This is a genomic window from Salinimicrobium sp. 3283s (genome assembly GCF_039602225.1).
GTDB lineage: Bacteria > Bacteroidota > Bacteroidia > Flavobacteriales > Flavobacteriaceae > Salinimicrobium > Salinimicrobium profundisediminis.
The window spans coordinates 2,552,674-2,577,490 of the sequence record NZ_CP143631.1; the positions used below are offsets into that span (position 1 = coordinate 2,552,674).

The 24,817-nt window shown below is 41.0% G+C and carries 14 protein-coding genes; 7 read left to right on the forward strand and 7 right to left on the reverse strand.

The window, feature by feature from the left end; genetic code table 11:
- Window positions 1–5 precede the first annotated feature (5 nt).
- Entirely contained in the window at window positions 6–2,309 is a 2,304-nt protein-coding gene (gene bglX, locus VS868_RS11255) for a beta-glucosidase BglX (RefSeq protein WP_345599831.1), read from the forward strand.
- 124 nt (window positions 2,310–2,433) lie between these two features.
- Here bglX and VS868_RS11260 read toward each other — a convergent pair whose 3' ends face one another.
- On the reverse strand, window positions 2,434–4,566 hold the full coding sequence (locus tag VS868_RS11260; protein ID WP_345597535.1) for a CRTAC1 family protein: 2,133 nt from the start codon (window positions 4,564–4,566) through the stop codon (window positions 2,434–2,436).
- Window positions 4,567–4,977: 411 nt separating this feature from the next.
- Between VS868_RS11260 and VS868_RS11265 the strand changes: the two genes are divergently transcribed.
- From VS868_RS11265 to VS868_RS11285, 5 genes are all read left to right on the forward strand, one after another.
- Window positions 4,978–8,289, forward strand: a complete 3,312-nt coding sequence (locus VS868_RS11265) for an FG-GAP-like repeat-containing protein (protein ID WP_345597537.1) — start codon at window positions 4,978–4,980, stop codon at window positions 8,287–8,289.
- A gap of 214 nt (window positions 8,290–8,503) precedes the next feature.
- On the forward strand, window positions 8,504–11,476 hold the full coding sequence (locus VS868_RS11270) for a TonB-dependent receptor (protein ID WP_345597539.1): 2,973 nt from the start codon (window positions 8,504–8,506) through the stop codon (window positions 11,474–11,476).
- 12 nt (window positions 11,477–11,488) lie between these two features.
- Window positions 11,489–12,997, forward strand: a complete 1,509-nt coding sequence (locus VS868_RS11275) for a RagB/SusD family nutrient uptake outer membrane protein (RefSeq protein WP_345597541.1) — start codon at window positions 11,489–11,491, stop codon at window positions 12,995–12,997.
- A 153-nt stretch (window positions 12,998–13,150) separates the two neighbouring features.
- Window positions 13,151–15,304, forward strand: coding sequence for a thioredoxin domain-containing protein (locus tag VS868_RS11280; protein WP_345597543.1), 2,154 nt, complete (start codon window positions 13,151–13,153; stop codon window positions 15,302–15,304).
- A gap of 53 nt (window positions 15,305–15,357) precedes the next feature.
- Window positions 15,358–16,329 (forward strand): type I phosphomannose isomerase catalytic subunit, encoded by a 972-nt coding sequence (locus tag VS868_RS11285; protein WP_266067771.1) that lies wholly within the window; start codon window positions 15,358–15,360, stop codon window positions 16,327–16,329.
- Window positions 16,330–16,402: 73 nt separating this feature from the next.
- Here VS868_RS11285 and VS868_RS11290 read toward each other — a convergent pair whose 3' ends face one another.
- From VS868_RS11290 to VS868_RS11315, 6 genes are all read right to left on the reverse strand, one after another.
- Complete coding sequence (locus VS868_RS11290; RefSeq protein ID WP_345597547.1) at window positions 16,403–17,293, reverse strand: SMP-30/gluconolactonase/LRE family protein; 891 nt, start codon at window positions 17,291–17,293, stop codon at window positions 16,403–16,405.
- A 59-nt stretch (window positions 17,294–17,352) separates the two neighbouring features.
- Window positions 17,353–18,732 (reverse strand): sialate O-acetylesterase, encoded by a 1,380-nt coding sequence (locus VS868_RS11295; protein ID WP_345597549.1) that lies wholly within the window; start codon window positions 18,730–18,732, stop codon window positions 17,353–17,355.
- 1 nt (window position 18,733) lies between these two features.
- Complete coding sequence (gene mgrA, locus VS868_RS11300) at window positions 18,734–19,732, reverse strand: L-glyceraldehyde 3-phosphate reductase (RefSeq protein WP_345597551.1); 999 nt, start codon at window positions 19,730–19,732, stop codon at window positions 18,734–18,736.
- Complete coding sequence (locus VS868_RS11305; protein ID WP_345597553.1) at window positions 19,725–20,819, reverse strand: SGNH/GDSL hydrolase family protein; 1,095 nt, start codon at window positions 20,817–20,819, stop codon at window positions 19,725–19,727. Before VS868_RS11305 ends, mgrA begins: the two co-directional genes overlap by 8 nt.
- 145 nt (window positions 20,820–20,964) lie before the next feature.
- Window positions 20,965–22,740, reverse strand: coding sequence for an AMP-binding protein (locus VS868_RS11310; RefSeq protein WP_266067766.1), 1,776 nt, complete (start codon window positions 22,738–22,740; stop codon window positions 20,965–20,967).
- A 78-nt stretch (window positions 22,741–22,818) separates the two neighbouring features.
- Window positions 22,819–23,997, reverse strand: a complete 1,179-nt coding sequence (locus tag VS868_RS11315; RefSeq protein WP_345597556.1) for an aspartate aminotransferase family protein — start codon at window positions 23,995–23,997, stop codon at window positions 22,819–22,821.
- 272 nt (window positions 23,998–24,269) lie between these two features.
- On the opposite strand from VS868_RS11315, the gene VS868_RS11320 reads away from it, so the two are divergent.
- A complete protein-coding gene (locus VS868_RS11320; protein ID WP_345597558.1) occupies window positions 24,270–24,794 on the forward strand; it encodes a DUF4136 domain-containing protein in 525 nt (174 codons plus the stop codon).
- Window positions 24,795–24,817 lie beyond the last annotated feature (23 nt).

A 24,817-nucleotide genomic window follows, 5' to 3' on the forward strand; every position in this document is an offset into this window, starting at 1 on the left:
GAAAAATGACATCCACTGCCCTGCTACTTGTATCAGTATTGATACTTACAGGGTTTTCCATAAAACAAGATCGTAATATGAATCTCAATTCACAACCCAACGATAGTATAGAAGCGAAAATCGACTCTTTGCTAAGTATCATGACCCTGGAGGAAAAAGCCGGGCAAATGAATCAGTACAACGGGTTTTGGGAAGTTACCGGGCCTGCGCCAAAAGACGGGGATGCAGCTTTAAAATATGAGCATTTAAGAAATGGCCGGGTTGGTTCAATGTTGACCGTGCGTGGTGTAGACCAGGTAAGGGCTGTTCAGGAGATCGTGGTTAATGAATCCAGACTGGGAATTCCGCTAATTATTGGTTTCGATGTTATCCACGGATATAAAACATTAAGCCCTATTCCTCTGGCCGAAGCTGCCAGTTGGGATATGGAGGCTATAAGAAGATCGGCTGAGGTTGGTGCTGCCGAAGCTGCTGCTTCAGGGATCAACTGGACTTTTGCACCAATGGTAGATGTCTCCAGAGATGCCCGTTGGGGTCGTGTGATGGAAGGTGGGGGAGAAGACCCGTACCTGGGGAGTAAGATCGCCGCTGCAAGAGTAAAAGGTTTCCAGGGGGATGATCTTTCTAATCCGCTTACTGTTGCTGCCACGGCAAAACATTTTGCAGGTTATGGATTTGCTGAAGCGGGAAGAGAATACAATAAAGCAGATATTGGGATGTCAACTTTATACAATATGATCCTGCCACCTTTTAAAGCTGCCGAAGAAGCGGGAGTGAGAACCTTTATGACGGGTTTTAATACTCTGGACGAGATCCCGGTGACTGGGAATGAATTTATTTTAAGAGACATCCTCAAAGGGAAATGGGGCTTTGATGGTTTTGTGATCTCAGATTATGCTTCTATTGAAGAAATGGTGGTTCACGGTTTTGTGAAAGACGAAAAAATGGCTGCTAAAAAAGCCGTGGAAGCAGGGGTAGACATGGATATGGAGGCATATTCATATGTGAATGAGATTGTAGGCCTGGTGAATGAAGGAAAACTGGACGAATCTCTTGTAGATGATGCTGTAAGAAGAATTCTTCGGGTAAAATATGAGCTGGGGTTAATGGATGATCCATACAGGTATCTTGATGCGCAGCGGGAAAAAGAAGTTGTGGGTAGTTCCTCCCACCATGAAGCTGTTCTGGACATGGCAAAAAAATCGATCGTCCTTCTCAAGAATGAAGGGAATCTACTTCCGCTGAAGAAAAATGGACAAAAAATTGCTTTGATCGGAGATCTTGCCGACGATAAGAACAGTCCGCTTGGGAGCTGGAGAATAGCTTCAGATGATAATACTGCCATATCTGTTCTTGAAGGTATGCAGCAGTATAAGGGGAATAAATTGACTTTTGAACAGGGAGCACAATTGGTAGTGGGAGCAGAGTCTTTTTTAACTGAAGTGAGATTCAATACTACAGATAAAAGTGGCTTCCCGGCAGCTGTTAAAGCCGCAAGGAATGCCGATGTAGTAGTGATGGTTCTTGGGGAACATGGATTCCAAAGTGGGGAAGGCAGAAGCCGTACAAATCTTGACTTTCCGGGCGTACAACAGGAACTTCTGGAAGAGGTTTTTGCAGCCAATAAAAATGTAGTTTTAGTTTTAAACAACGGTAGACCGCTTGCTATAGACTGGGCCGCAAAGAACATTCCTGCAATAGTGGAGGCCTGGCAATTAGGTACCCAAACAGGAAATGCCGTTGCACAGGTGCTTTACGGGGACTACAACCCCAGCGGGAAGTTACCAATGACCTTCCCTCGAAATATTGGTCAGACGCCAATTTACTACAATCATCAAAATACCGGCAGACCTGAAGATCCCAATCCGGGAGCAGACATGGTATGGTGGTCGCATTATATGGATGTTGAGAATACGCCGCTCTATCCGTTTGGATACGGCTTAAGCTATACTACTTTTAAATATGATAACCTCAAGCTCAACAAAGAGCAGTTTGAAATGGGCGGGGAGGTGCAGGTCTCTGTTGATGTTGCCAATACTGGAAATTATGACGGGAAAGAAGTAGTGCAGCTGTACATTAGAGACCTCTACGGAAGCACAGTTAGGCCTGTTAGAGAGCTGAAAGGTTTTGAATTGGTAGAGCTTAAAAAAGGCGAAAAAAGAACTGTGAATTTCACCCTCACCGAAGCTGAATTAGGATTCTTTAACAATGAGGGAGAATATGTGGTGGAACCGGGAGAATTTGAAGTATTTGTCGGTGGGAATTCTGTTGAAACTTTAAAGGCTTCTTTTATGCTTGGCAAAGAATAATAAGATAAACGAATTTTGAGGAATAGCCCGGGGCGTACTGGGAATTTCTTGAAGAAGAAAAATACCCGTCAAAAATGCCATTTTTGACGGGTATTTTTTTGTATATATGCTAAAGATCTTTCTTTTAAAGCACTATAGGTTTTAGATGCAGTTCTTGTGCTTCAGAATTTCCTTCAGTTATTCTATAAAAAGAATTGAGTTTAAGATTTGTAAATACCTGGGTAGTGCCACTGCCTGCCCATTTAATTTTCACCTCTTTTATTTCCGAAGCTTTTCCAAGTCCAATTTGTGCTCTCAATGTAGAGGCTCCAAAACTACCTCCGGAACCTATCGTATGAAAAATTGTGCGGGAGCTGCCATCTTCAATAACAGTCACTTCTATTTTACTGCCAATTGCTGCCCTGTTGGCCTTTGTTCCTTCCAGTTTTAAGGTGATCCAGTTGTTCTCATCCTGATAAGGATTTAAATAAACCGAATTGAAAAAGTTATCCCCTTCATAGGCTCCTCCCAGGACCACCTGAATATCCTGGTCCCCATCGTTATCGATATCTGAAAAGGAAACGGCATGTCCTTTTTGCACATGACCCAGGCCTCCTGCAGTAGTGACATCCTGAAATTTTTCTCCGGAATCATTTCGGAAAACCCGGTTTGGGATTATAGATTCAAAACTAACTTCCCCGGTACTCAAATAGATGTCCGGGTAACCATCGTTGTCCAGATCCCCATAATTGGCGCCCATGGCATAGCCTATTTTATTCAGGCCAACTTCCGAAGTAACATTGGTAAAAGAGCCGTTATTGTTTTGATAAAGCCGCATAGTTTCTGCTCTATTAGGTTCTTTGAGGTAATCGCTAACAATATCGGGAACTATGTTGTAGAAGTTACTTCTTCTATACCCGGCCACAAATAGGTCTACCCAGCCATCATTATTATAATCAAAAGACCAGGTAGGAAAACTGGAGATTTTTTCCTCCAATCCCCTTTGAGCCCCTTCTTCCTTAAATTTTAAATTACCCTTTTTGTCTATTCCTTTGTTTATAAACAACAAATTTCTTGAAGAATGAAGGGTGGAAATGTAAATATCCATCCACCCGTCATTGTTGAAATCTGCACTGGTTACTCCCTTCACAAAGTATGATTCTTGTTCATTACTTACGCTCAATCCTGCGCTGGCGGTTTGATTTGAAAAGGTGCCGTCCCCGTTATTCCTGTAAAATTCTGAAGGGTGAAAGTTATCCTTACCCGACTCATTTCCAATAAACAGATCTATCCATCCATCATTGTCAAAATCGGCCCAGGTGGCGGTTTGGGTAGGATGAAAAGAAAGCAGGCCTGCTTCTATGGTTACATCTGTAAATGTATTATCCCCGTTGTTCCTAAGCAGGGAATTTGGGTGTTTGCCCAATTTTTCCATCCAGGCACCACGTAAAACCAATACATCTATAAATCCATCGTTGTTATAGTCGGTTTGCAACATGTTCAATCCGCCCTGGACTTCCTCTAAACCTGCAGCTGAAGTTTTCTCAATAAAACCACCTTTTCCATCATTGATGAAAAAATTAAGCTTCCCTGAGGGGAACCAGCTGGAAACAAGCACATCCAGCAGGTTGTCATTATTAAAGTCATCTACTATACTTCCACCCGAAAGATCATTTACATTTAGTCCAAGTTTTGGAGCGATGTCTTCAAATTTCTTCAATGGATATTCAGATTCAAACACACTTTCCGGGATCAGCCATTTTTCAGGAACACCTTCAGGGTATTCTCCGAGGGTCATATAAGCGATGTTTAAAAGCCACCGACTGCTATAATCATGATAATCCTGACTTAAAAATTTCTCATAAAGAGCAATAGCCTTTCTTGAGCCTTCTGGTGCCTGGTGATATCCTTCAGGATCAATTGGGATGATACAGGATGCTGAAGCTTTGTGATGATGAATGCAGTTTTGTTGCTCTCCCAGGCGCATATAGGCAACAGCCAGTAGTGGACCAATTTTTTCTTCTTCATGTGCATCCAGTTCATACCGCAAGGCGCTTCTATTGCTTTTTGCCCATAAATCCTCCAGAATCTTTATGGCTTCTACCGTGCGGCCTGCATATAATAATGCATCTGCCTTTTTGAGATTAAATCTTTCTTTTTGGCCTTTTGGAGCTATTCTGGAGAGACTGTCAAAATAAGCAATGCGTATAGAAGAGGCGTAAATGTTTTCTGGAATGTAAAATTGTTCTTCAGCCGTTCTCTGAATGATTTCAGGCATTGTCTGCTTTTCTTCACACGAGAGAAGACATAAAAAAGAGAAGAAAAAAAAGCCTTTTAAGTACTTCATGTTATAAAATGTGTATTTTACACCTTTAAAAATATGCAGTTTAAATTATTATTAAACAAAACTTTACAGTTGCTTCAAACAAATATAGGATACAATTTGAACTGTAGCATTTTTGGGCAGAAAAAGAGTTTAGTGTTAATTAGGAGGAGTAAAAGCTGTTTTTGAGTAGCTGCTTCAGCCATTGTGTAAGACAGGAGGTTTAGAGAAGCTGTATAAACTGGTGAAAACACTACTTATACCCGATTATTTTATGAAAATGTAATTTATATTGAAAAAAAACAAGAATTTTCTACATTGCATGTTAATTAATGTTAATCACACCTTCCAAAAATAGTATTTTCAATGAAGATTTTTTTTAGACTTTCCGTAGTTGCTACTTTATTAGTTTTTAGTAGTTGTAAAAAAGATAAGGAGGTTGCCGCCTCCGAACCTTCTGAAACTAAGATTTTCCGGACTGTATCTTCGGAAAGTTCTTCCATTGATTTCAGTAATAACCTAACCGAAAATGATTCCCTCAATTACTTTAGCTATTCCTATATCTATATGGGGGGAGGTGTGGCTGCAGGCGATATTAATAATGATGGCTTACAGGACCTTTATTTTACAGGAAACCAGGTGCCCAATAAGCTTTACTTAAATAAAGGCAATCTTGAATTTGAAGATATTACTGAAGCTGCCGGCGTGGCAGGAGATAGCAGATGGTATACCGGAGTTACAATGGCCGATGTGAACGGCGATGGCTACCTGGATATTTATCTTTCTGTTGGAGGCAAGTTTGAACCCAAAAACAATCAGCTTTTTATTAATAACGGCGACGGAACTTTTGCGGAAAAAGCCCAAGAATATGGATTGGATGATCCGGGAAATAGCATACAAACTACCTTTTTTGATTATGATAAAGATGGTGATCTTGATGCTTATATCGCCAATTATCCTCCTACCCGGTTCGATTCCCCAAATTTCATTTACGAGTATAAGATGAAGAATGTAAGTGACCTGGAAACAGATCACTTGTTGCGCAACGACGGAGGCAAATTCACAGATGTCACAGACGATGCAGGAGTTCGTAGTTTTGGACTTACATTATCGGCTACTGTGGCCGATCTTAATAATGACAGCTGGCCAGATATTTATGTCTCCAACGATTTTAGTTCTCCCGATTTCCTGTACATGAACAACGGTGACGGCACCTTTAGGGAGGTTGTCAAAAAGGCCACTTCTCACACTTCTTTTTTTGGAATGGGAGTGGACATTGCCGATTATAATAATGATGGGAACCTGGATATCTATCAAGTAGATATGTCGGCAAAAGACAACCGGCGAAAGAAGGCCAATATGGCAAGTATGAACCCAGATTTGTTCTGGAGCACAGTTGATGCCGGTTTTCATTATCAATACATGCAAAATGTTTTGCAAACCAATACCGGAGTATTTGAAGACGATAATCCATTTTTTGCCGATCTATCCCGCATCACAGGATCTTCTTCTACAGATTGGAGTTGGGGGCCTCTCTTTGCAGACTTTAATAATGATGGTCACAAAGATCTTTTTGTAAGTAATGGTACAAGAAGAGAGATCAATAACAACGACTATTTTAACAATCTTGCCGATACCAGGGTAGTAGAAGATCAACTGGAAAAGAGCCTGAATATCCCTTCTGAAAAAATAGATAATTTCATGTTCCAGAATCATGGAGATCTGTCATTTGAAATAGCCAACAAAAAATGGGGAATTGAATATGAAGGATGGTCTAATGGAGTAGTGTATGCAGATCTGGACAATGATGGGGACCTGGAAATTGTCACTAATAATATTGATGATAAAGCTTCTCTTTTTGAGAACAGCAGTTCAAAACACAATAATTATGTACAAATAGAATTTGAAGGTGATAGGGGGAACGCTTTTGGTTTAGGTACCCGTGCTTATGTAACTGCAAATGGAATGGAGCAAATGCAGGAGCTTACTTTAACAAGAGGCTTTCAGTCCTCTGTTGCGCCTCAATTACACTTCGGATTGGCAAAAGCCGATGTTGTAGATCAAATTAAGATCGTATGGCCAGACGGAAAGGCTGAAATTTTGAATGATGTTAAGGCCAATCAGCGACTTAAGATAAACTATAACAATGCTACAGAATTATTAGAAGAAGACTTTCCAGACAAAGAGTTTCTTTTTACTACCATAAGAGATACTCTATCTTTTCCAAACCACAAACATATTGAGAATGAGTATAACGACTTCACAAAGGAGGTCCTTCTGCCTCACCGTACCTCTACGTTTGGTCCGGGTGCAGCAGTCGGGGATCTAAATGGAGATGGATTGGAGGATTTGTTTGTTGGAGCTGCTTCCACTTATGAAGCAGGATTGTACTTCCAGACTGCCACCGGATTTGTAAAGCAAGAAAGCGCGGCCTTTAAAAACGATAAAAAATATGAAGACCTGGGGGCATTGATTTTTGATGCTAATGAAGATGGACACAACGATATTTATGTGGTAAGTGGTGGAAATGAGTTTAAACCCGATTCAGAATTTCTGCAGGACAGGCTATATATAAATGATGGTAAAGGTAACTTTCAAAGAGATGAAACGGCATTACCTGAAATGTTGACCAGCGGCTCCAGAGTATATCAAGCCGATTTTGATAAGGATGGAAAAAAGGACTTGCTGGTGCTGGGTCGCCTGGTTCCGGGGAATTATCCTTTGCCTGCAAAATCTTACATCCTGAAAAATATAGGTGAAAATGGAGAAGCGAAATTTCGGGACATCACAAAGAATATTGCTCCTGAATTTCAATCTTTAGGAATGGCAACGAGTGCAGAAGTAGTGGATATTGATAAGGATGGATGGCAGGATATAGTTATAGTGGGAGAATGGATGCCCATTCGGGTTTTTAAAAATTCAGAAAAAGGCTTTACAGAGGTTACTGAAGATTTGGGCTTAGCAGATACTGCCGGCTGGTGGTGGAGTATCAAATCGGGAGATTTTGATAATGACGGAGACCTTGATTTTATGGCGGGTAATCTTGGCAAGAACTATAAATACAAAGCTAATGAAGAGGAAACTTTTGATATATACTTCAAAGATTTTGATGCCAACAACAGGCAGGATATTGTTCTTAGTTATTATAATGATGGTAAGAAGTTCCCGTTGAGAGGCCGGGAATGTTCTTCTCAGCAAATTCCCGGAATTAAAAGTAAGTTCCCCGATTATCAATCTTTTTCAACTGCAACCCTGGAGGACGTCTACACTAAAGAGGAATTGGATAACTCCCTTCATTACCAGGTGAAATCTTTTGCAAGTGTCTATCTTGAGAACAGAGATGGGAAATTTATGATCCATAAACTACCTTCCGGAGCTCAAATTTCTTCAATAAACCAAATTCTTATCGAAGACTACAATAATGATGGAAACCTGGATGCCTTAGTGGCGGGGAACCTATTTTGGTCTGAAGTTGAAACCACAAGGAATGACGCTGGCTATGGATTGTTTTTAAAAGGAGATGGAAAAGGTGGTTTTAAAGAAGCTACTGCTTCAGAAAGCGGGTTGTTTATTCCAGGTGATGTGAAAGATATATTGAAGATGAAAGTTGATAACAGAGATATGGTTATTGCTGTTAAAAATGATGATGTTTTACAATTCATATCAGTAAATAATTAATATTCCTTTTGGAAGCCTTTAGTTGTTTCACCCATGTTTTAAGAGAGAGTTAACAAAAAAAAACTTATTTTTTTGTTAAAGTTTACTCGAAATCGATTGCGAATTGGAAATGTTTTTAATACATTTATCCATAACTAACTTATAACCAATTAAAATGATAGGAAATCGCTTAAGAAGTAGTCTGTTTTTGATATGCTTTCTCTGCTTTGGATTCATGTCTGCCCAGGAGACCATTTCGGGAACAGTTACTGATGCAACCGGCCCTCTTCCCGGGGTAAATGTGGTTCTTGAGGGAACGACCACGGGAACAGTTACAGATTTTGACGGAAATTACACACTTGAATTAGATGAGGATCCGGGTCCAGATGCCAGGCTGATTTTTAGCTATGTTGGGTTTGAAACTCAAAGAGTAGCCATAAACGACCGATCGGTTATCAATGTTAACATGGTTTCTGATGCACAGGCATTGGATGATGTAATCATAGTTGGTTACGGTACACAGTCAAGAGCTGAGGTCACTGGAGCTATTTCCAGTATAGATACAGAAGAGATAAACAGTCTGCCGGTAGCAACTGCAGAGCAGGCCTTGCAGGGTAGGGCTTCAGGTGTAACCGTTATAAACTCTGGTGCTCCCGGGAATTCTCCTGCAGTAAGGATTAGGGGGCTTGCTACCCCTAACAATAATGATCCGCTATATGTAATAGATGGTGTTATAGCAGGTGGATTGGGTAGTCTTAACCCCAATGACATTCAAAACATACAGGTTCTAAAAGATGCCTCAACTACTGCTGTTTATGGTTCCAGAGGTGCAAATGGTGTGGTTTTGGTAACGACCAAATCGGGAAGAGCTTCTGAAAAAGCACAGCTAAGTCTTGATGTTTATTCTGGAGTGCAGTTTCTTTCAAATAGGTACGATCTGCTAAATACAGATCAATACATACAATACGCCCGAGAAATATCAGAAACTGTTCCACCGCGTATTACAGATCCACAATATTCAGATTTTCTTGATAATGAAACGGACTGGCAGGATGAAATTTTTAGAACTGGAATTCTTAAAAGTATAACACTTGGTCTTTCTGGAGGTAATGAGAACAGTAATTACAGGTTTTCGGGTGGCTATCTGAATCAGGAAGGAGCTCTTATTGAAACTGAATACGAGCGGTTTAATTTTAGATCTAATAGTAATTTTACTTTTGGGAAATTGCGTTTGGGACAAACATTAAATACAGCCATTACTGTTCAAAATCCTGAAAGATCAGATGGCGGAAGATCTGTTTTGGAACACGCTATAAAATCGGCACCTTATTTAACGGTTTATAATGAGGACAACAGGGGTGGTTTTCAAGGTCCCAACACTGTAATAGATGGTCAGGATGCTGCAAACCCGGTTCGGGTGCAAACTTTAGGAAATGCTGCAAATAAAGGAATTACTCTTTTAGGTAGCCTTTTCGCGGAATATGAAATAATTGACGGGCTTGTTTTTAAAAGTCAGGCAGGTTTAGATTATTATAAGTATAATAATAACATTTTTATTCCTTCTTTTGATGATGACAGCGATGGATCAACTGGTGCAATTAATTATGCGCAAATCACTAAAAACAGTGGTACCAATCAATCCTTAACCCTTACCAATAGTTTAAACTATAAGTTCGAAGTTGCCGATTTGCACAATTTTGAAATTCTGGTTTTAGCAGAAGATCAAAGAATTGATGGTGAGAGTCTGGATGCAAGCAGCCAGAATAATATTACCGATGAGGTAGAGGAGTTATCATTAAACCAGGCAGGATTGTCTTCAGAGTCTTTCGAATATAGGAGGATTGGATATTTAGGTCGTGTGAATTATAATTATGATCAAAGATATTTACTTGCGGGATCTTTCCGTAGAGATGCTTCGTCACGCTTTGGCGCCAATAATCGTTGGGGTGATTTCTGGTCTGTTGCTGCAGGATGGAATGTGGCCAAGGAGAGTTTCATGGAAGGTTCAAACATCAACAACCTGAAAATTCGCGGAAGTTGGGGAACGACGGGTAATGACCTTATTGGGAACTATCGTTATTCTACATCCCTGGTTACAAGTTTTCTTTACCCAATTGCAACTGCAGCCGTTGAGGGTACTACAGCTGAAGGTCTTGGAAATCAAGATTTGAAGTGGGAGGAGGTAACTATGAAGAATATAGGGGTAGACATTGGTATCTGTAATAATACTTTTACCGCATCCCTGGAATATTATAGTAACCGTAGTGATGATCTTCTTTATGAATTACCATTGCCGCTTAGTTTAGGCTATAATGTTCCTACTATAGCCTCAAATGTTGGTTCTGTGGAAACCAAGGGTTTTGAAGCCGATCTTGGATATAATGATTATGAAGGGGATTTTACCTGGTCTGCTAATGTAAACATGGGAACCAGCAAAAATGAGGTGCTTTCAATAGGAAACCTACCTGAAGTTCCAGGAGGATTTTTTGAAAACGAATATCTCACCAGGATTGCCCCGGGAGAAGCTTTATTTCATTTTTATGGTTTAAAGACTGATGGTATCTATCAGAACCAGGCCGAAGTTGATGCAGTATTTACAGCGAATCCAGAGCAAACCGCTATACAACCAGGAGATATCCGTTTTGTGGACATCAACGGAGATGGTAATATCACGGCTGACGATAAAACCGTAATAGGTAATCCTTATCCAACGCTTACTATGGGGCTTAATTTAAGTGCCCAGTATAAGAATTTTGATGCCTCTATATTTATTCAGGGAGCTTATGGACAGGATATCTATAATACCAATATATATGACCTTGAAGGTATGCCAAGACTTTTCAACAGTGGCGTAGCTGTCCTGGATAGATGGACCGGGCCAGGAACCTCAAATACGATACCTCGTGCTTTGGGTGCTCCTCAAAACCTCTATGCTTCAGACCGTTTTATAGAGGATGGATCTTACACCAGGCTTAAAAACATAAATATTGGGTATACTTTTGATGAAGATGTGTTTGGTGATTCGGTGGCTAATCTTAGAATTTATGTGAGTGGGCAAAACCTGATCACCTTAACTGATTATTCTGGGTTGGATCCCGAAATAGGTGTTGATAATGTATTGTTCCAGGGAACCGGGGCTATTGGTATTGACAGAGGATTATATCCCCAGCCAACTTCAATAACTTTTGGTGTTCAATTAGGATTTTAAAAAAGAGCAATTATGAAAAGAATAAAAATATTTTTAACAGTCTTTATCACCGTATTCGCTATAAATGGATGTGACGAAGAAGATCTTGAATTAACAAACCCAAGTGGACTTTCCCCTGAAACCTATTTCAGGACAGAAGCTCAGGTGCAGTCGGCAGTAAATGCTGTATATGCAAATTTGCAAACCATAGGGTTATACACGCGGACTTATTTCTTCGCGATGGATCTTATGTCTCGCGAAGCTTTGGGGAATCCTCAACTGGAAGCAGATAAAAGAGTTTATCTTGAATGGTCTTTTGATGCAAGCCATCCTCCAATCGCTTGGTACTGGGATTCATGTTACCGCGGGATAAACAAAGCCAATTTTGTGATTGGGAATGAAGAAAGGATCAATGAAATTCCATCTTCGCTTTTAAGCGAAGAGAAAAAAGCGAAATTCATTGGAGAAGCAAAATACATGAGAGCTTTATATTATTTCATGTTGGTAACCCGTTTTGGGGATATTCCACTAATTACTACGGTTCCTGAAGGTGGTGAGGGTTTTCCTCGTTCTCCAAAAGAAGATGTTTACGCATTAATTGAAGCAGATCTTACTGATGCCAGCAAATCGCTTCTTAGCAAAGAGGTCGCAGAGAAGGGTAGAGCTACAAGTGGTGCTGCTTATGCCCTTTTAGGGAAGGCTCACCTATATCAGGAAGAATATCAGGAAGCTTTAAATGCTTTTGAAAATATTTACGGTGAGTATTCTCTCGAAGAAGATTACTTTGCTAATTTCAGGGAAGAGGATGAATTTGGACCTGAATCTATTTTTGAGGTCCAATTTGATGACGATTTAGGAAATTCTGCAGTCTGGAATTCTAACTCCTCTGGGGAAGATGCAAATGAGGTTACCTTCCGTGGACAGGAGTATGGGTTTAATGACTGGTTCAACGCCTATCCTTCCCCAGCTCTTCTTGATGCATATGAAGATGGGGATATTAGGTTTGAGGAAACATTCTACACCGATGGAGATACCTGGGCAGGTGAAAGTATTATTCGGACCGGGCCGATACCAGAACCGGTTCCTGAGGGCGAGATTTATATACCTCTTGAACGTACGGCAGCCTGGAGAAAATATCAGAATTATTACAAAGATGTAAATGAAGATCAGGCTTCCGGAATTAACTTCAAGGTTATAAGATATGCCGATGTTCTATTAATGATGGCTGAAGCCGAAAATGAATTAGGAAATCAATCAGAAGCTATAGATTATATTAACGAAGTAAGGGAGCGTGCAGAGTTAGATCCATTACCAGATGGCCTTTCCAAAGAAGAAGTTTTTGATGCTATTGTTCAGGAAAGAATGGTAGAATTGGCAGGGGAACAGGTGCGTTTTCCAGACCTCGTAAGATGGGGGCTTGCTGCAGATTATCTTGGACAATATGGTTTCCAGGCAGGTAAGAATGAGCTTTGGCCAATACCTAATGATGAAATTTCGTCTAATGAAAACATAACTCAGGAAGATCAAAATCCGGGATTCTAATTAGCCTTTTTTAAATGAAAAACCCTTTCAAAATACTTTGAAGGGGTTTTTTTATTTAAGGATATTCATGTTTGTAGTTGTCTATCTGCCAAATATTCATTTAAAGTTAATAAGAACGCCATATATTTATATTATTCAATCTTTTACATATCAATGATATTCCTAAAAAAATCCAGAATTCCGCTGTTAACCGTCCTATTTTGCACGATTATCTTCTCCACGGGCTGTAAGAACGAACCAAAAAAAGAGGAGGTTAAAGAGAACCGTCTCGCAGGGGCTAGTAGCCCTTACCTGAGAGGCCATGCAGACAATCCTGTTGACTGGTACGAATGGGAAAGTGAAGCTATTGAAAAAGCCAAAGCCGAAGATAAACCTATTATTATAAGTGTGGGTTATGCCAGCTGTCACTGGTGTCATGTAATGGAAAGAGAAAGTTTCATGGATTCCAGCGTCGCAGCGATTATGAATCGTGACTTTATTTCCATTAAGATCGACAGAGAGGAACGGCCAGATATTGATAAGATCTACATGAATGCTGCCCAACTTTTAAATGGTAGTGGTGGATGGCCTTTAAACGCAGTGGCACTTCCTAATGGAAAACCTTTTTTTGCGGGAACATACTTCCCGCCTGAAGAATGGAAAAATGTACTAACTCAAATCACGAAAGTTTACAAGGAAGATAAACAATCATTAGTAGAAACTGCTAATGCCTTAACTGAAGGGATTAAAAACACCAACAGCTTAACCGATCTAGGAACTCAAAAAAATGAAATTTCTGAAGCCGATTATCTCACTTTATTGAAAAGCTGGAAGCCAAGATTTGATACAGAAGATGGCGGCTATCAGGGAGAACAGAAATTTCCATTGCCTGTAAACTGGGATGCTCTTTTGCAGCATTATTATCTTACTCAAGATGAAGAAGTATTGCAAATGGTACAAACCACTCTTGATAAAATGGCCCGGGGAGGAATTTATGACCAACTTGGGGGCGGATTTTCAAGATACACTACAGATCCGGCATGGTTGATCCCGCACTTTGAAAAAATGCTCTATGATAACGCACAATTGATTAGTCTTTATTCCAAAGCTTATAAAGTAATTCCTTCAAATGAATATAGAGCAATTATAGAGGAGAGTATAGACTTTGTAGAAAGAGAGTTGTCAAATGGCCAGGGAGGCTTTTACTCCTCTTTAAATGCAGATACAGATGGGGAAGAAGGAAAGTATTACATCTGGACCATTGACGAACTGAGAAACGTCTTAAATACTTCTGAACTTGAGCTGGTAACCAAATTTTATAATATCGAACCTTACGGAAATTGGGAAAAGGGGAATAATATTCTTTTTCGACAGTTTTCTCCTGAAGAATTCATCCGGGAAGAAGGAATATCAAATAATGAATTTACCTCTACACTGGCTACTGCGAAAAAAAAGCTTTTCAAATCGAGGCAAGGCAGAAATAAACCTACTGTTGACGATAAATCCCTCACCTCCTGGAATGCCCTTATGGTAGATGCTTATCTCGATGCTTATCTGGCCATTGGAACACCTAAATATCTCAAAAATGCCATTAAGTGTGCCGAATTCATAGATGACAAAATGCTTAGGCCAGATTCAGGATTACACAGGAGCTACATAGATGGTGAAAGCGGGATAAACGCTTTTCTTGATGATTACGCTTTATTAAGCAGGGCTTACATTAACCTTTACCAGGTGACTTTTGATATTAAGTGGCTTAAAAAGGCAGAAAAACTAATGCTTTATACAATCAGGCATTTTAAAGATGAAGAAAGCAGTATGTTCTATTATACCTCAGATGATGATAAGAATCTGGTGGCGAGAAAACTTGAACTTGATGATAACGTGATGCCTTCATCAAATTCCGTTATGGCTCATAACCTATTTGCTTTAGGAACGCTTCTGGAAAATCAGGAATACTTAACCATGAGTGAGGAGATGTTGGGTCAAATGTACAATCTCGTTGTAGAAGATCCGTCATTTTATGCTAACTGGACAAAACTAGTAGGCACCCGGGCCTTTGGTGCTTATGAAGTTGCAATTCTAGGTAATGACGCCATGCAAAAAAATATTAGTATGCAAAGGGAGTATTTGCCAACCTCTATATTTATGGGAGGCCAGAATGAAAACTTACCTCTCCTGGAAAAAAAGCTTGTAGAAGGGGAGACCTTGATCTACGTATGCCAGAATAAAACCTGTAAATATCCGGTTTCACTGGCAAAAGAAGCTATTAATATCATAGAGAGTTATCGTACCGGTAGGGAAGAAAAGATTAGTATCTGGAATTAAATTTCACCTTTAATTATTCCGTTCTTATCTTTACAACTTCTAACCAACTATAAATGCTGAATTACCCTATAAAATTCGAACCCATCCTTAAAGAAAAGATCTGGGGTGGTAATAAGTTAATTAACATATTAAACAAAGATTCCAATCGCGAAGATCTTGGTGAGAGCTGGGAAATTTCGGGAGTGAAAGGTGATATTTCTGTAGTGCAAAACGGTGCTTTAAAAGGGCAAACGCTAAATGCCCTTTTAGAGGAGTATAAGGAAGGGCTTTTAGGCCTGAAGAACTTTAAAAAGTTTGGAGCAGAATTTCCGCTTTTAATCAAGTTCATTGATGCTAAAACCGAACTTTCAGTGCAACTGCATCCGCATGACAATATCGCTAAAAAGCGCCACAATTCCTTCGGAAAAACCGAAATGTGGTACATCATGCAGGCCGATGAAGGCGCAGAGATCAACGTGGGCTTCAAAAAGAGCATTTCCAAAGAAGAATATCTGGAACATCTCGAAACCGGGAAGATCACCGAATTGCTGAACTTTGAAAAAGTGCAAAAAGGCGATTCATTTTTTATCAATACCGGGAAGGTTCATGCCATAGGCGCCGGAGTCCTTTTGGCAGAGATTCAGCAGACATCAGATATTACTTATCGGATCTATGACTGGGACAGGGTAGATGCTGAAGGAAATTCTCGCGAACTGCACACCGATCTTGCTCTTGATGCGATAGACTTTGAGAAGAAAGATGATTTTAAAAGGACCTATAAAAGAGAAGAAAATCATTCTACCAATATAGCCAGCTGTGAATACTTTACTACCAATTTTCTTCCGGTTAAAGGGGAGATTGTAAAAGATTATGCGCAACTGGATTCATTCGTCATCTACATGTGTGTTAGTGGTGATGCTGAAATTAGTGTCAGTGGAAATTCTGAAAAAATAGTTCAGGGACAAACCTTACTTGTTCCGGCAGAAGTTAAGGAGGTGCAAATTACTTCCGAAGGCGTAGAGCTGCTCGAGGTTTTTGTTCAATAAATTGAATTACAGTAAAAAAACTCTTCAAAAATGTCATTTTTGAAGAGTTTTTTTTATTAGTTACCTAATGATTCTATTGCCCGGTTACCTTCATCTCCAGGCTAAAAAGAGAATCCATTGCTGTAATAAACAGGGTCCTTTTGTCTTTTCCGCCAAAAGTGACATTGGCTGTCCATTCTTTATTTACGGGAATGTGAAGTATTTTTTCTCCGGCACTGTTAAAAATCGTAACGCCGTCTCCAGTGAGGTAGATATTACCCTGCTCGTCTATGGTCATACCGTCAGATCCCATTTCGGTGAAGAGCGTCTTGTTTTCTAATTTTCCGTCTTTTCCTATATTGTATTTCCAGGTCTTGTTGTCTTCAATATCGGCCACGTAAAGAGATTGACCATCGGGCGTTCCAATAACTCCGTTAGGTTTTACAAGACTGTCTGCAGCCATAAAAAAGCCCTTTTTATCGGGAGTCATGTAATAGACCCGTTGCTCTTTTATAGGTTGTTTGCTGTGACTCCAGTAAGACCGCTGGTAAAAAGGATCGGTTAAAAATATTCCTCCGTCCGGTGCAACCCATAGGTCGTTGGGGCCGTTTAACCTTTGGCCTCTAAAATTATCCCGCAGCACTTTTATTTCTTTGTGGGGGCTTATTTGCCATAGTTCCGAATATTTATCGGCTGCAGCATAAAGAAAGCCTTCAGTATCAAAGTAGAGACCATTGGCTCTACCCGATTCTTCCATGAAAACCGAGACCTGCCCGTCATTTGCAGACCATTTGTAAATTTTGTTGTTAGGTTGATCGGTGAAATAAACATTGCCCTGGGCATCGGCAGCAGGCCCTTCAGTAAACTCATAACCATCGGCCACCAGTTTTAGTTCGGCGCCTTCGGCAATCAAATTGTTTTCCTGGGCTTTTCCCGAAATGCTGAACATGATAATTACAGCACAAAAAGTGTAGAGAATCTTCATTAACTATATTTAATTTGAACGCTGTGAAGGTAAATGTTTTTCAAGATTCTGCTGTAATCCTACTCAATTTCTTCAGCAAAACTGGAGGCTGGTAAGCCTGCTTCATTAAAAATATTTGAAGTGCCGGTGTTGCGCCATGAATAGCGTATTTCAACCGGATCTTTTATTTCTCTCACATTCAGTTCAATGGTATTGTTTTTAATGCTGAATTTTACCGGCTTAAAGTTTCCGTCTTTTCCTGCTACTTCAAACTGAGTGGCAGGATTTTCTTTATCCAGGCTTAATTTTTCGGCATTACTGAAAGTTATCTGAAGCTTATTTTTATTCTTTTTAATTTCTGAAACAAGCGGGGCATGTGCAGCGGTTTCTCTTCCGTAGACATCATTTAGTGCGAGTGCGGCAAAGCGCAGCCCCACATCTTCCTTGTTGCGTGGGTGAATGTCTTTAATGTCTCCAATGTCACTGGTCATAACCATTCCGGTTTTTGGCATTTTAAGCACCCTGCGTTGGGCATCTCTCACTTTCACTCCCCAAAAATTGTCACCATACTCGTAAGGGGCAATTTGGGCATAGAAAAACGGAAGTTCTTTATGCCATTTTTGACGCCAGGAATTGATAAGCGCCGAAAATATTTGCTCGTAATGATTGGCGTTATCTGTATTTGATTCTCCCTGGTACCACAGCACACCGGCAAGTTCAAACGGCACCAATGGGGCAATCATTGCATTGTAGAGCAGGCCTGGATCCCGTGGTCCCCATTCTGTCTTGGGGAGCATTTTGGCTGCTTCAGTCAATTCCTTACTATTTTCTATTACTTCAGAAGGCATCCATACTTCAGCCGGAGTACCGCCCCAGCTGGAGTTGATAAGCCCCACCGGTACACCAAGTTCTTTATTGATCTTCTTTCCGAAGAAATAGGCCACAGCACTAAAGTGTTTCATGGTTTCGGGCTTACTGGCTACCCAGCTTCCGTCGAGATCCTGTTGAGGGCAGGAGGCAGTTCTATTCAATACCGTGAAGAAACGAATCTGGTCATTCTCTGCATCTGCAATAGCAGCTTCGGCATTGTCTATTCCGGCAGCTGCAGTCCATTCCATATTCGACTGGCCGCTCACCAGCCAAACCTCTCCTAAAAGCACATTTTTGAGCACTACAGTGTTATAACCTATAATGCTCACTTGCTGCGGACCTCTAATATTGGGAGTGGGAAGCATGATCTCCCACTTTCCATTCTTTCCTACTCTGGTTTGGAACGTATCATTGCCCCAGGTAGTCGAAATTTTCACCACTTCGCCCGGTTTAGCCCAACCCCAGATTTTTACATCCGAATTGCGCTGTAGCACCATATTGTCTGAAAATACTGAAGGAAGCGAGATGTTCGAGAAAGCGTCAACAGGGGCCATAAAGAAGATAGCTATGAGTAAAATTAAGATTCGCATGTTATTCTTTTTTTAAGATTGTTTCAATCTTTTCGAGTTCTTCTTTAGTAAAATCGAGATTTTTTAATCCGTCGATATTATCCTGAAGTTGTGAAACGCGACTCACACCCACTAAAACTGAAGTGACTCTATCATCTTTTAGCAGCCAGGCTATAGCCATTTGTGCAAGGGACTGGTCGCGGTTTTGAGCAATTTCATTGAGCTGCTTCACCTGTTCTAAAAGTCTGGGAGTGATCTTGTTTTTGTCGAGATAACCGCCTTCAATTGCTGCCCGGGAATCGGCAGGGATACCATCCAGGTATTTGGAGGTGAGAATGCCCTGCTCCAGGGGAGAAAAGACGATGCTGCCCAGGCCTTCTTTTTCGAGGGTGTCTAAAAGCCCATCTTCAACCCACCGGTCAAACATGTTGTAGCGGGGCTGATGTATAATAAATGGTGTGCCCAGGTTCCGGAGAATTTCTGCTGCTTTTGCCGTTTGTCCTGCCGAGTATTGTGAAACGCCCACATACAGGGCTTTTCCCTGCCTCACGATTTGATCGAGGGCGCCCATGGTTTCTTCCAGCGGGGTGGCAGGATCGGGGCGGTGGTGATAGAAAATATCCACATAATCCAGTCCCATTCTCTTAAGAGATTGATCGAGGCTGGCAATGAGGTATTTGCGCGACCCGAAGTTCCCGTACGGCCCCGGCCACATATCCCAACCGGCCTTGGTTGAAATAAGCAGCTCATCACGGTACGCCTGAAAATCTTCTTTAAAGATCTTCCCAAAATTAGTTTCTGCCGAACCGTATGGAGGTCCGTAATTATTGGCCAGGTCAAAGTGCGTTATTCCGTTGTCAAATGCTGTTCGCAGCAGCTGTCTCGAATTTTCAAAGCTGGTGGTGTTGCCAAAGTTGTGCCACAGGCCAAGGGAAAGCAGCGGCAGTTTTAAGCCACTTTTGCCACAGCGGCGATAGGTCATTTTTTCATAGCGGTCTTCGGCAGCAGTATAATTATTCATGTGTGTTTTTATTAAGAAGGTTTTGGTAAAAAGGCAGAAGTTTTTCAGCCATAAGCTCATGGTCTTCCAGGGCAGGGTGACCTGTGCAACCTGAAGCATTCATTTTTTCAAACTCAAAGACAGCAATAGACCTGTCCGGGAATTCATTTTTAATGTCATTCAGAATCCTTATTAGCTCCTGTCCTTCTTTTTCCCCCGTCATAGAGCTGGAGATAAGCGCAATTTGAGTATCGGGATAGACCTCATATAAGGCTTTGATAAAACCTATGTAGTTTTCTTTAAAGCTCTCTTCTTTAAATGGAAGACGTTCCTTTTTTCCATCTCCACGAGAAAAATCGTTGGTGCCAAGGGCAATACTTACAATGTCTGGCACATCTTCTTTTTTGATCTCTGCCCGTTTACCCTGTTCCCCGTTAAGGTGCAGGTAAGGATAAACCTGCGGCATTACAGGCTGGTCTTCGTCATTCCAGTTTCGGTACATGCCCATGCCCGAGACGCAGTTTACTTCAAAATCTACATCAAGCATTCGTGCCACGCGTGGCCCATAAGCCATGTAGGCACTGTGTTGATCATACCATTCTCCTTCTTCACAATCAATCTCACTGGTATCGGCGCCCATTCCACAGGTGATGGAATCGCCTATAAACTCGATCTTTGCGCGTTTTTCTTCGGAAGTTTTTTCGATCTTTTGTGCCCTTAGGCCATTGAAGATTAAAAGGCCGTTAGATGCTTCAGTTTCTTTGTAGATCGCCAGGGTATTAGCTGAATCTTTCTTTGGAAGTGCAAACTTAAGACTGTCTTTGGTAATCCTGAAGCGGCCTTTGTACTCGTCATTCAACTCTACCGCCACATAATGGTGCTCTGCACCGTCACTTTTGAGAAAAACGGTGACCGTATCGCCAAAAACATCTGCTTTTACCGAAGATGCCGAAGCAATAAGTTTTGTTCCCTCGCTTGACGGCTGAATTCGTCCGGAGTAGGTGAAATTTTCATTTTGAGGTTCAAAGAATTTGTCTTTTGGAACTTCCTGTTCCAATTTGCAGCTGCTTAGAAGTAGCGCTGAAATAAATAAAATAAGGAGGCGCATTTTTTGCTATTTTGGAGACCCTAATTTACGGTTTTCCTACAGATCCTTATTTACCAATTCTTTCAAATGCTGATATTATTTTAAAAAAAATGTCCGGTGGAAATTTTTCCACCGGACATTTTTAATTTTCTATCTCAAGATGCTACTACTTCTCGTAGATGCCGTCATATAGATCCTGATATAACTTTATGATATTTCGGCGTTTTAGCTTCATGGTAGGAGTGAGGTGTTCGCTCTCAATACTCCATACATCGGGCGTAAGTTCAAATTTCTTGATCTTTTCCCAGCTTCCGAACTTTTGATTGTAAAAGTCTACTTCCTCCTGGATACGTTTTTTAACCTCCGCGTTATGAATAAGGTCGGCGTTACTCGGACCTACTTCTATGTGTTTTCTTTTTGCCCATTCCCGAACAAATTCAAAATCGGGTTGTATGAGTGCAGCCGGCATTTTTTCACCCTCACCAATCACCATTAATTCAGCAATAAAACGCGACTGCTTCATTTGGTTCTCTATCACCTGGGGTGCCACATACTTTCCGCCAGATGTTTTGAACATCTCCTTCTTGCGATCGGTGATCTTCAGGAAGCCTTCGCTGTCAAGCTCTCCAATATCTCCGGTGTGAAAATATCCGTCTCCGTTAATGGCTTGTTTTGTTTTCTCAGGTTCTTTGTAGTAACCCATCATTACATTGGGGCCTTTACAAAGTATCTCGCCGTCTTCAGCGATCTTTACCTCTACATCTTTAAGTACTTTCCCCACCGTTCCAATCTTAAAACCGTGGTTTCTCTGGTCATTAACAGCAATTACAGGAGAAGTTTCGGTTAAACCGTAGCCTTCCATCACCGGGATTCCTGCAGCTGCAAATACACGGGCAAGTCTTGGCTGCAGTGCAGCACTTCCCGATACAATAAGTTCAATTCTACCACCCAGGCCTTCTTTCCATTTAGAGAACACCAGTTTCCTGGCAATTTTAAGCTGAGTTTCATACCACCAGCCATTAGCTCCGTAAGGCTCGTATTCCAGTCCAAGTTCAACTGACCAGAAGAAAAGCTTTTGCTTAACACCGCCCACGGTAGATCCTTTAGCGATGATCTTGTCATACACTTTTTCCAGCAGCCTTGGTACAGCCGAAATCACATGTGGCTTCACCTCCTTCAGGTTGTCGCTTATCTTGTCTATAGATTCAGCAAAATGTATAGAAACGCTGTAGTACTGGTAGAGATAGAGGATCATCCTCTCAAAAATGTGACATACGGGAAGGAAACTGAGAGAAGTGTAGGTCCCAAACTCGAATGGTACACGGTCTGAACTCAGCAGTACATCGCTAACAATGTTTTTATGGCTTAACATTACCCCTTTTGGTCTTCCGGTAGTTCCCGAAGTATAAATTAGTGTAGCAAGGTCATCTTCCTTTACTGCCTTTTTTCGCGCCTCAACTTCATCCTGATTAGACTGGTCTTCCCCCATTTTCAGGATTTCCTTCCAGTTATCGGCTCCGGGAATTTCATCAAAAGTGTAAACACCCTTTAATTGGGTGTTACTGCGAATGGTGTTGAGCTTGTCAAGTATCTCTTTATCTGATACAAAACAATAAATAGACTCACTGTGATTGAGCACATATTCATAATCTTCTTCAGAAATAGTAGGATAGATAGGTACATTTTGGGCACCCAGTTGTAAGATCCCAATGTCCATGATGTTCCATTCAGTCCGGTTACTGGTCGAGATCACTGCGATCTTGTCATTGGGCTGAATACCCAGTCGTAGCAATCCGCGGCTTATGGCGTTGGCCTGGTCTACATATTCCTGAGAAGAAAGGGCTTCCCATTTCCCATTATACTTGGTGACCAGGGATTTCTCCCGTGGTGCGTTTTCTAATTGGAAATAAGGAAAATCAAAAAGTCTTTTTATTTCAATCATTTATTGATTTGTTACAATAGTCTGTGCAAAATAGCAAAAGAAGCATCTATTTCAAATAAAATTTACAAAATCTCTTATTTAGGCGCATGATTTTAATAAATCGAGACCTTCAAGGGCGGTTTTCTGCGTCATTTGAAAATTTGGCAGAAACAGGAGGGAAGATCCCTCAGTGTTCATTAAGAGGCCTTTCTCCAGGGCTTTTTGTTTGATATTTAAAGCATAATCTTCCTCGTGAACCTCTACACCAATAGCAGCGCCTTTAATTCGCACTTCCGGTTTTTTTCTGAAATTTACTTCGGAAATGCCCTTTTTGAAGGTTTCTGCGAGCTGTTCTATATTCTGGAAAAGTCTTTTTTGGTCCTTCTGAAGGTAGTGTAGCGCAGCCAGGGACGCATCTACCGAAATTGGATGCCACTCATAAGAAGAATATAACCCGATTTCTCCACCGATTTTTTCATCAATTGCCAGGGTGGTCATTACTGCGCCCATTCCGGCATGTCCGGCAGTAATGGCTTTAGCCATGCACAAGATGTCGGGTTCAATATCGAAGTGTTCAGAAGCAAACATTTTTCCGGTTCTTCCAAAACCTGTAATGGCCTCATCCATGATCAGTAAAGTGCTTGTTTCTTTACAAATTTTATCAAGGCCTTTCATGAATTCAGCTTCGGGAATTACTACGCCGAGGTTGATGATGACGGGTTCCATAATGACTGCCGAAAAATCTTTTGTTGAAAGCAGTTTTTTCACCCGGTCCAGTTTTTCCCTGTTTAGCGGCAGTTTCAGTTTTTCACATCCTTCTAAAAGATTAGGAAAAGATTTTCGCTTTTTTGTAGCACCTATGCTTAAAGCGCCCATCGTATTCCCGTGGTAGCTGCCTTCAACGGAGAGGATCTTTTTTCTGCCGGTGTACATGGTGGCCATTTCCAGAGCAGCGTCTACAGCTTCCGATCCTCCTGTCCTCCTGTAGGCTTTCTGAAGTTTTCCGGGTGCCAGTTCAGCCAGGAGTTTGGCCAATTCATTCCATGGCTTGTAGTGAAAGTTAGGATAAACATAAGCCGGCCGGTCTTTCTTCCGAATGGCTTCCTCTATTTCTTCAACGCCCCAGCCAAGATTTCCGACTCCGGCGCCTCCCAGAAAATCCACATATTTCTTTCCGTTTGCATCATAGACGTAGCTGCCCATTGCTTTTACAACTTCCAGTTGCATGGCAGGATTCCCGCGCCCAAAATACGGCTCGTCTTTATCTGTATTATTCATCCTTAGGTTTTTCCTCTTAAGTTAAGAATCATCAGCCGAAATTCTGTTATAGAAAGGTGAAATGCCTGCGCCTGATTTGTGATTTTCCGAAGAAAAAATCCTACAAGCGGGTTAAAAAAGTATTAATTCAGTTAAATGATTGATATACAGGATATTAAATGTTTAAATTGAAAAGAAAAAAGAAGTAAAAAACAAAAATCAACAGCTATGAAAAAACTCAATCTTATTGTTTTCTTATTTATAGGAGCATTTATTCTGGGTGTGGCCCAAGAGTGGCAACGCAAAAAACCACCTCAAAAGATCTCGGTAATTATGACTCTTTTGCCTATTTACCCAATTCTAACGTTAGTGCCCAAAACCTTCCAATGGATTCTGAAGATGTGAGCAGGGTTGTAATTGAAGCGGTAAATATGAACATGAGGGAAGCAGGATACAACCTTGATCGCCAGGATCCCGATTTACTTGTTCTTATAAGTACCGAAACCGATACTGAAGTAGAAACCACAACAGACGCTGTTTATGCCACTTACCCTTACACCACCGGCGTGAGAACAATAAACCCGCTTTACAATAACTACTACTACGGCGGATATGCCGGATACAATAATATTGTTGGCTACGATATCGATACTTATGCCTATGAAGAAGGTACGGTGGTTATTAACCTTGTAGACCGCGAAACAAAAAATACAGTCTGGAAAGGTGTGGCATCAGAGAGCCTTAGCAGCCAAAGCAATATTCAGGGAATAAGGGATCTCGTAAATGCCATTTTTGAAGAGTATCCAATCAACAACTAAGATTTGTAATCCAAGATAAAAAA

Coding starts and splice junctions, on each gene's coding strand:
- bglX (WP_345599831.1), top strand. CDS start 6: ATGACATCCACTGCCCTGCTACTTGTATCAGTATTGATACTTACAGGG.
- VS868_RS11260 (WP_345597535.1), bottom strand. CDS start 4,566: ATGCCTGAAATCATTCAGAGAACGGCTGAAGAACAATTTTACATTCCA.
- VS868_RS11265 (WP_345597537.1), top strand. CDS start 4,978: ATGAAGATTTTTTTTAGACTTTCCGTAGTTGCTACTTTATTAGTTTTT.
- VS868_RS11270 (WP_345597539.1), top strand. CDS start 8,504: ATGTCTGCCCAGGAGACCATTTCGGGAACAGTTACTGATGCAACCGGC.
- VS868_RS11275 (WP_345597541.1), top strand. CDS start 11,489: ATGAAAAGAATAAAAATATTTTTAACAGTCTTTATCACCGTATTCGCT.
- VS868_RS11280 (WP_345597543.1), top strand. CDS start 13,151: ATGATATTCCTAAAAAAATCCAGAATTCCGCTGTTAACCGTCCTATTT.
- VS868_RS11285 (WP_266067771.1), top strand. CDS start 15,358: ATGCTGAATTACCCTATAAAATTCGAACCCATCCTTAAAGAAAAGATC.
- VS868_RS11290 (WP_345597547.1), bottom strand. CDS start 17,293: ATGAAGATTCTCTACACTTTTTGTGCTGTAATTATCATGTTCAGCATT.
- VS868_RS11295 (WP_345597549.1), bottom strand. CDS start 18,732: ATGCGAATCTTAATTTTACTCATAGCTATCTTCTTTATGGCCCCTGTT.
- mgrA (WP_345597551.1), bottom strand. CDS start 19,732: ATGAATAATTATACTGCTGCCGAAGACCGCTATGAAAAAATGACCTAT.
- VS868_RS11305 (WP_345597553.1), bottom strand. CDS start 20,819: ATGCGCCTCCTTATTTTATTTATTTCAGCGCTACTTCTAAGCAGCTGC.
- VS868_RS11310 (WP_266067766.1), bottom strand. CDS start 22,740: ATGATTGAAATAAAAAGACTTTTTGATTTTCCTTATTTCCAATTAGAA.
- VS868_RS11315 (WP_345597556.1), bottom strand. CDS start 23,997: ATGAATAATACAGATAAAGACGAGCCGTATTTTGGGCGCGGGAATCCT.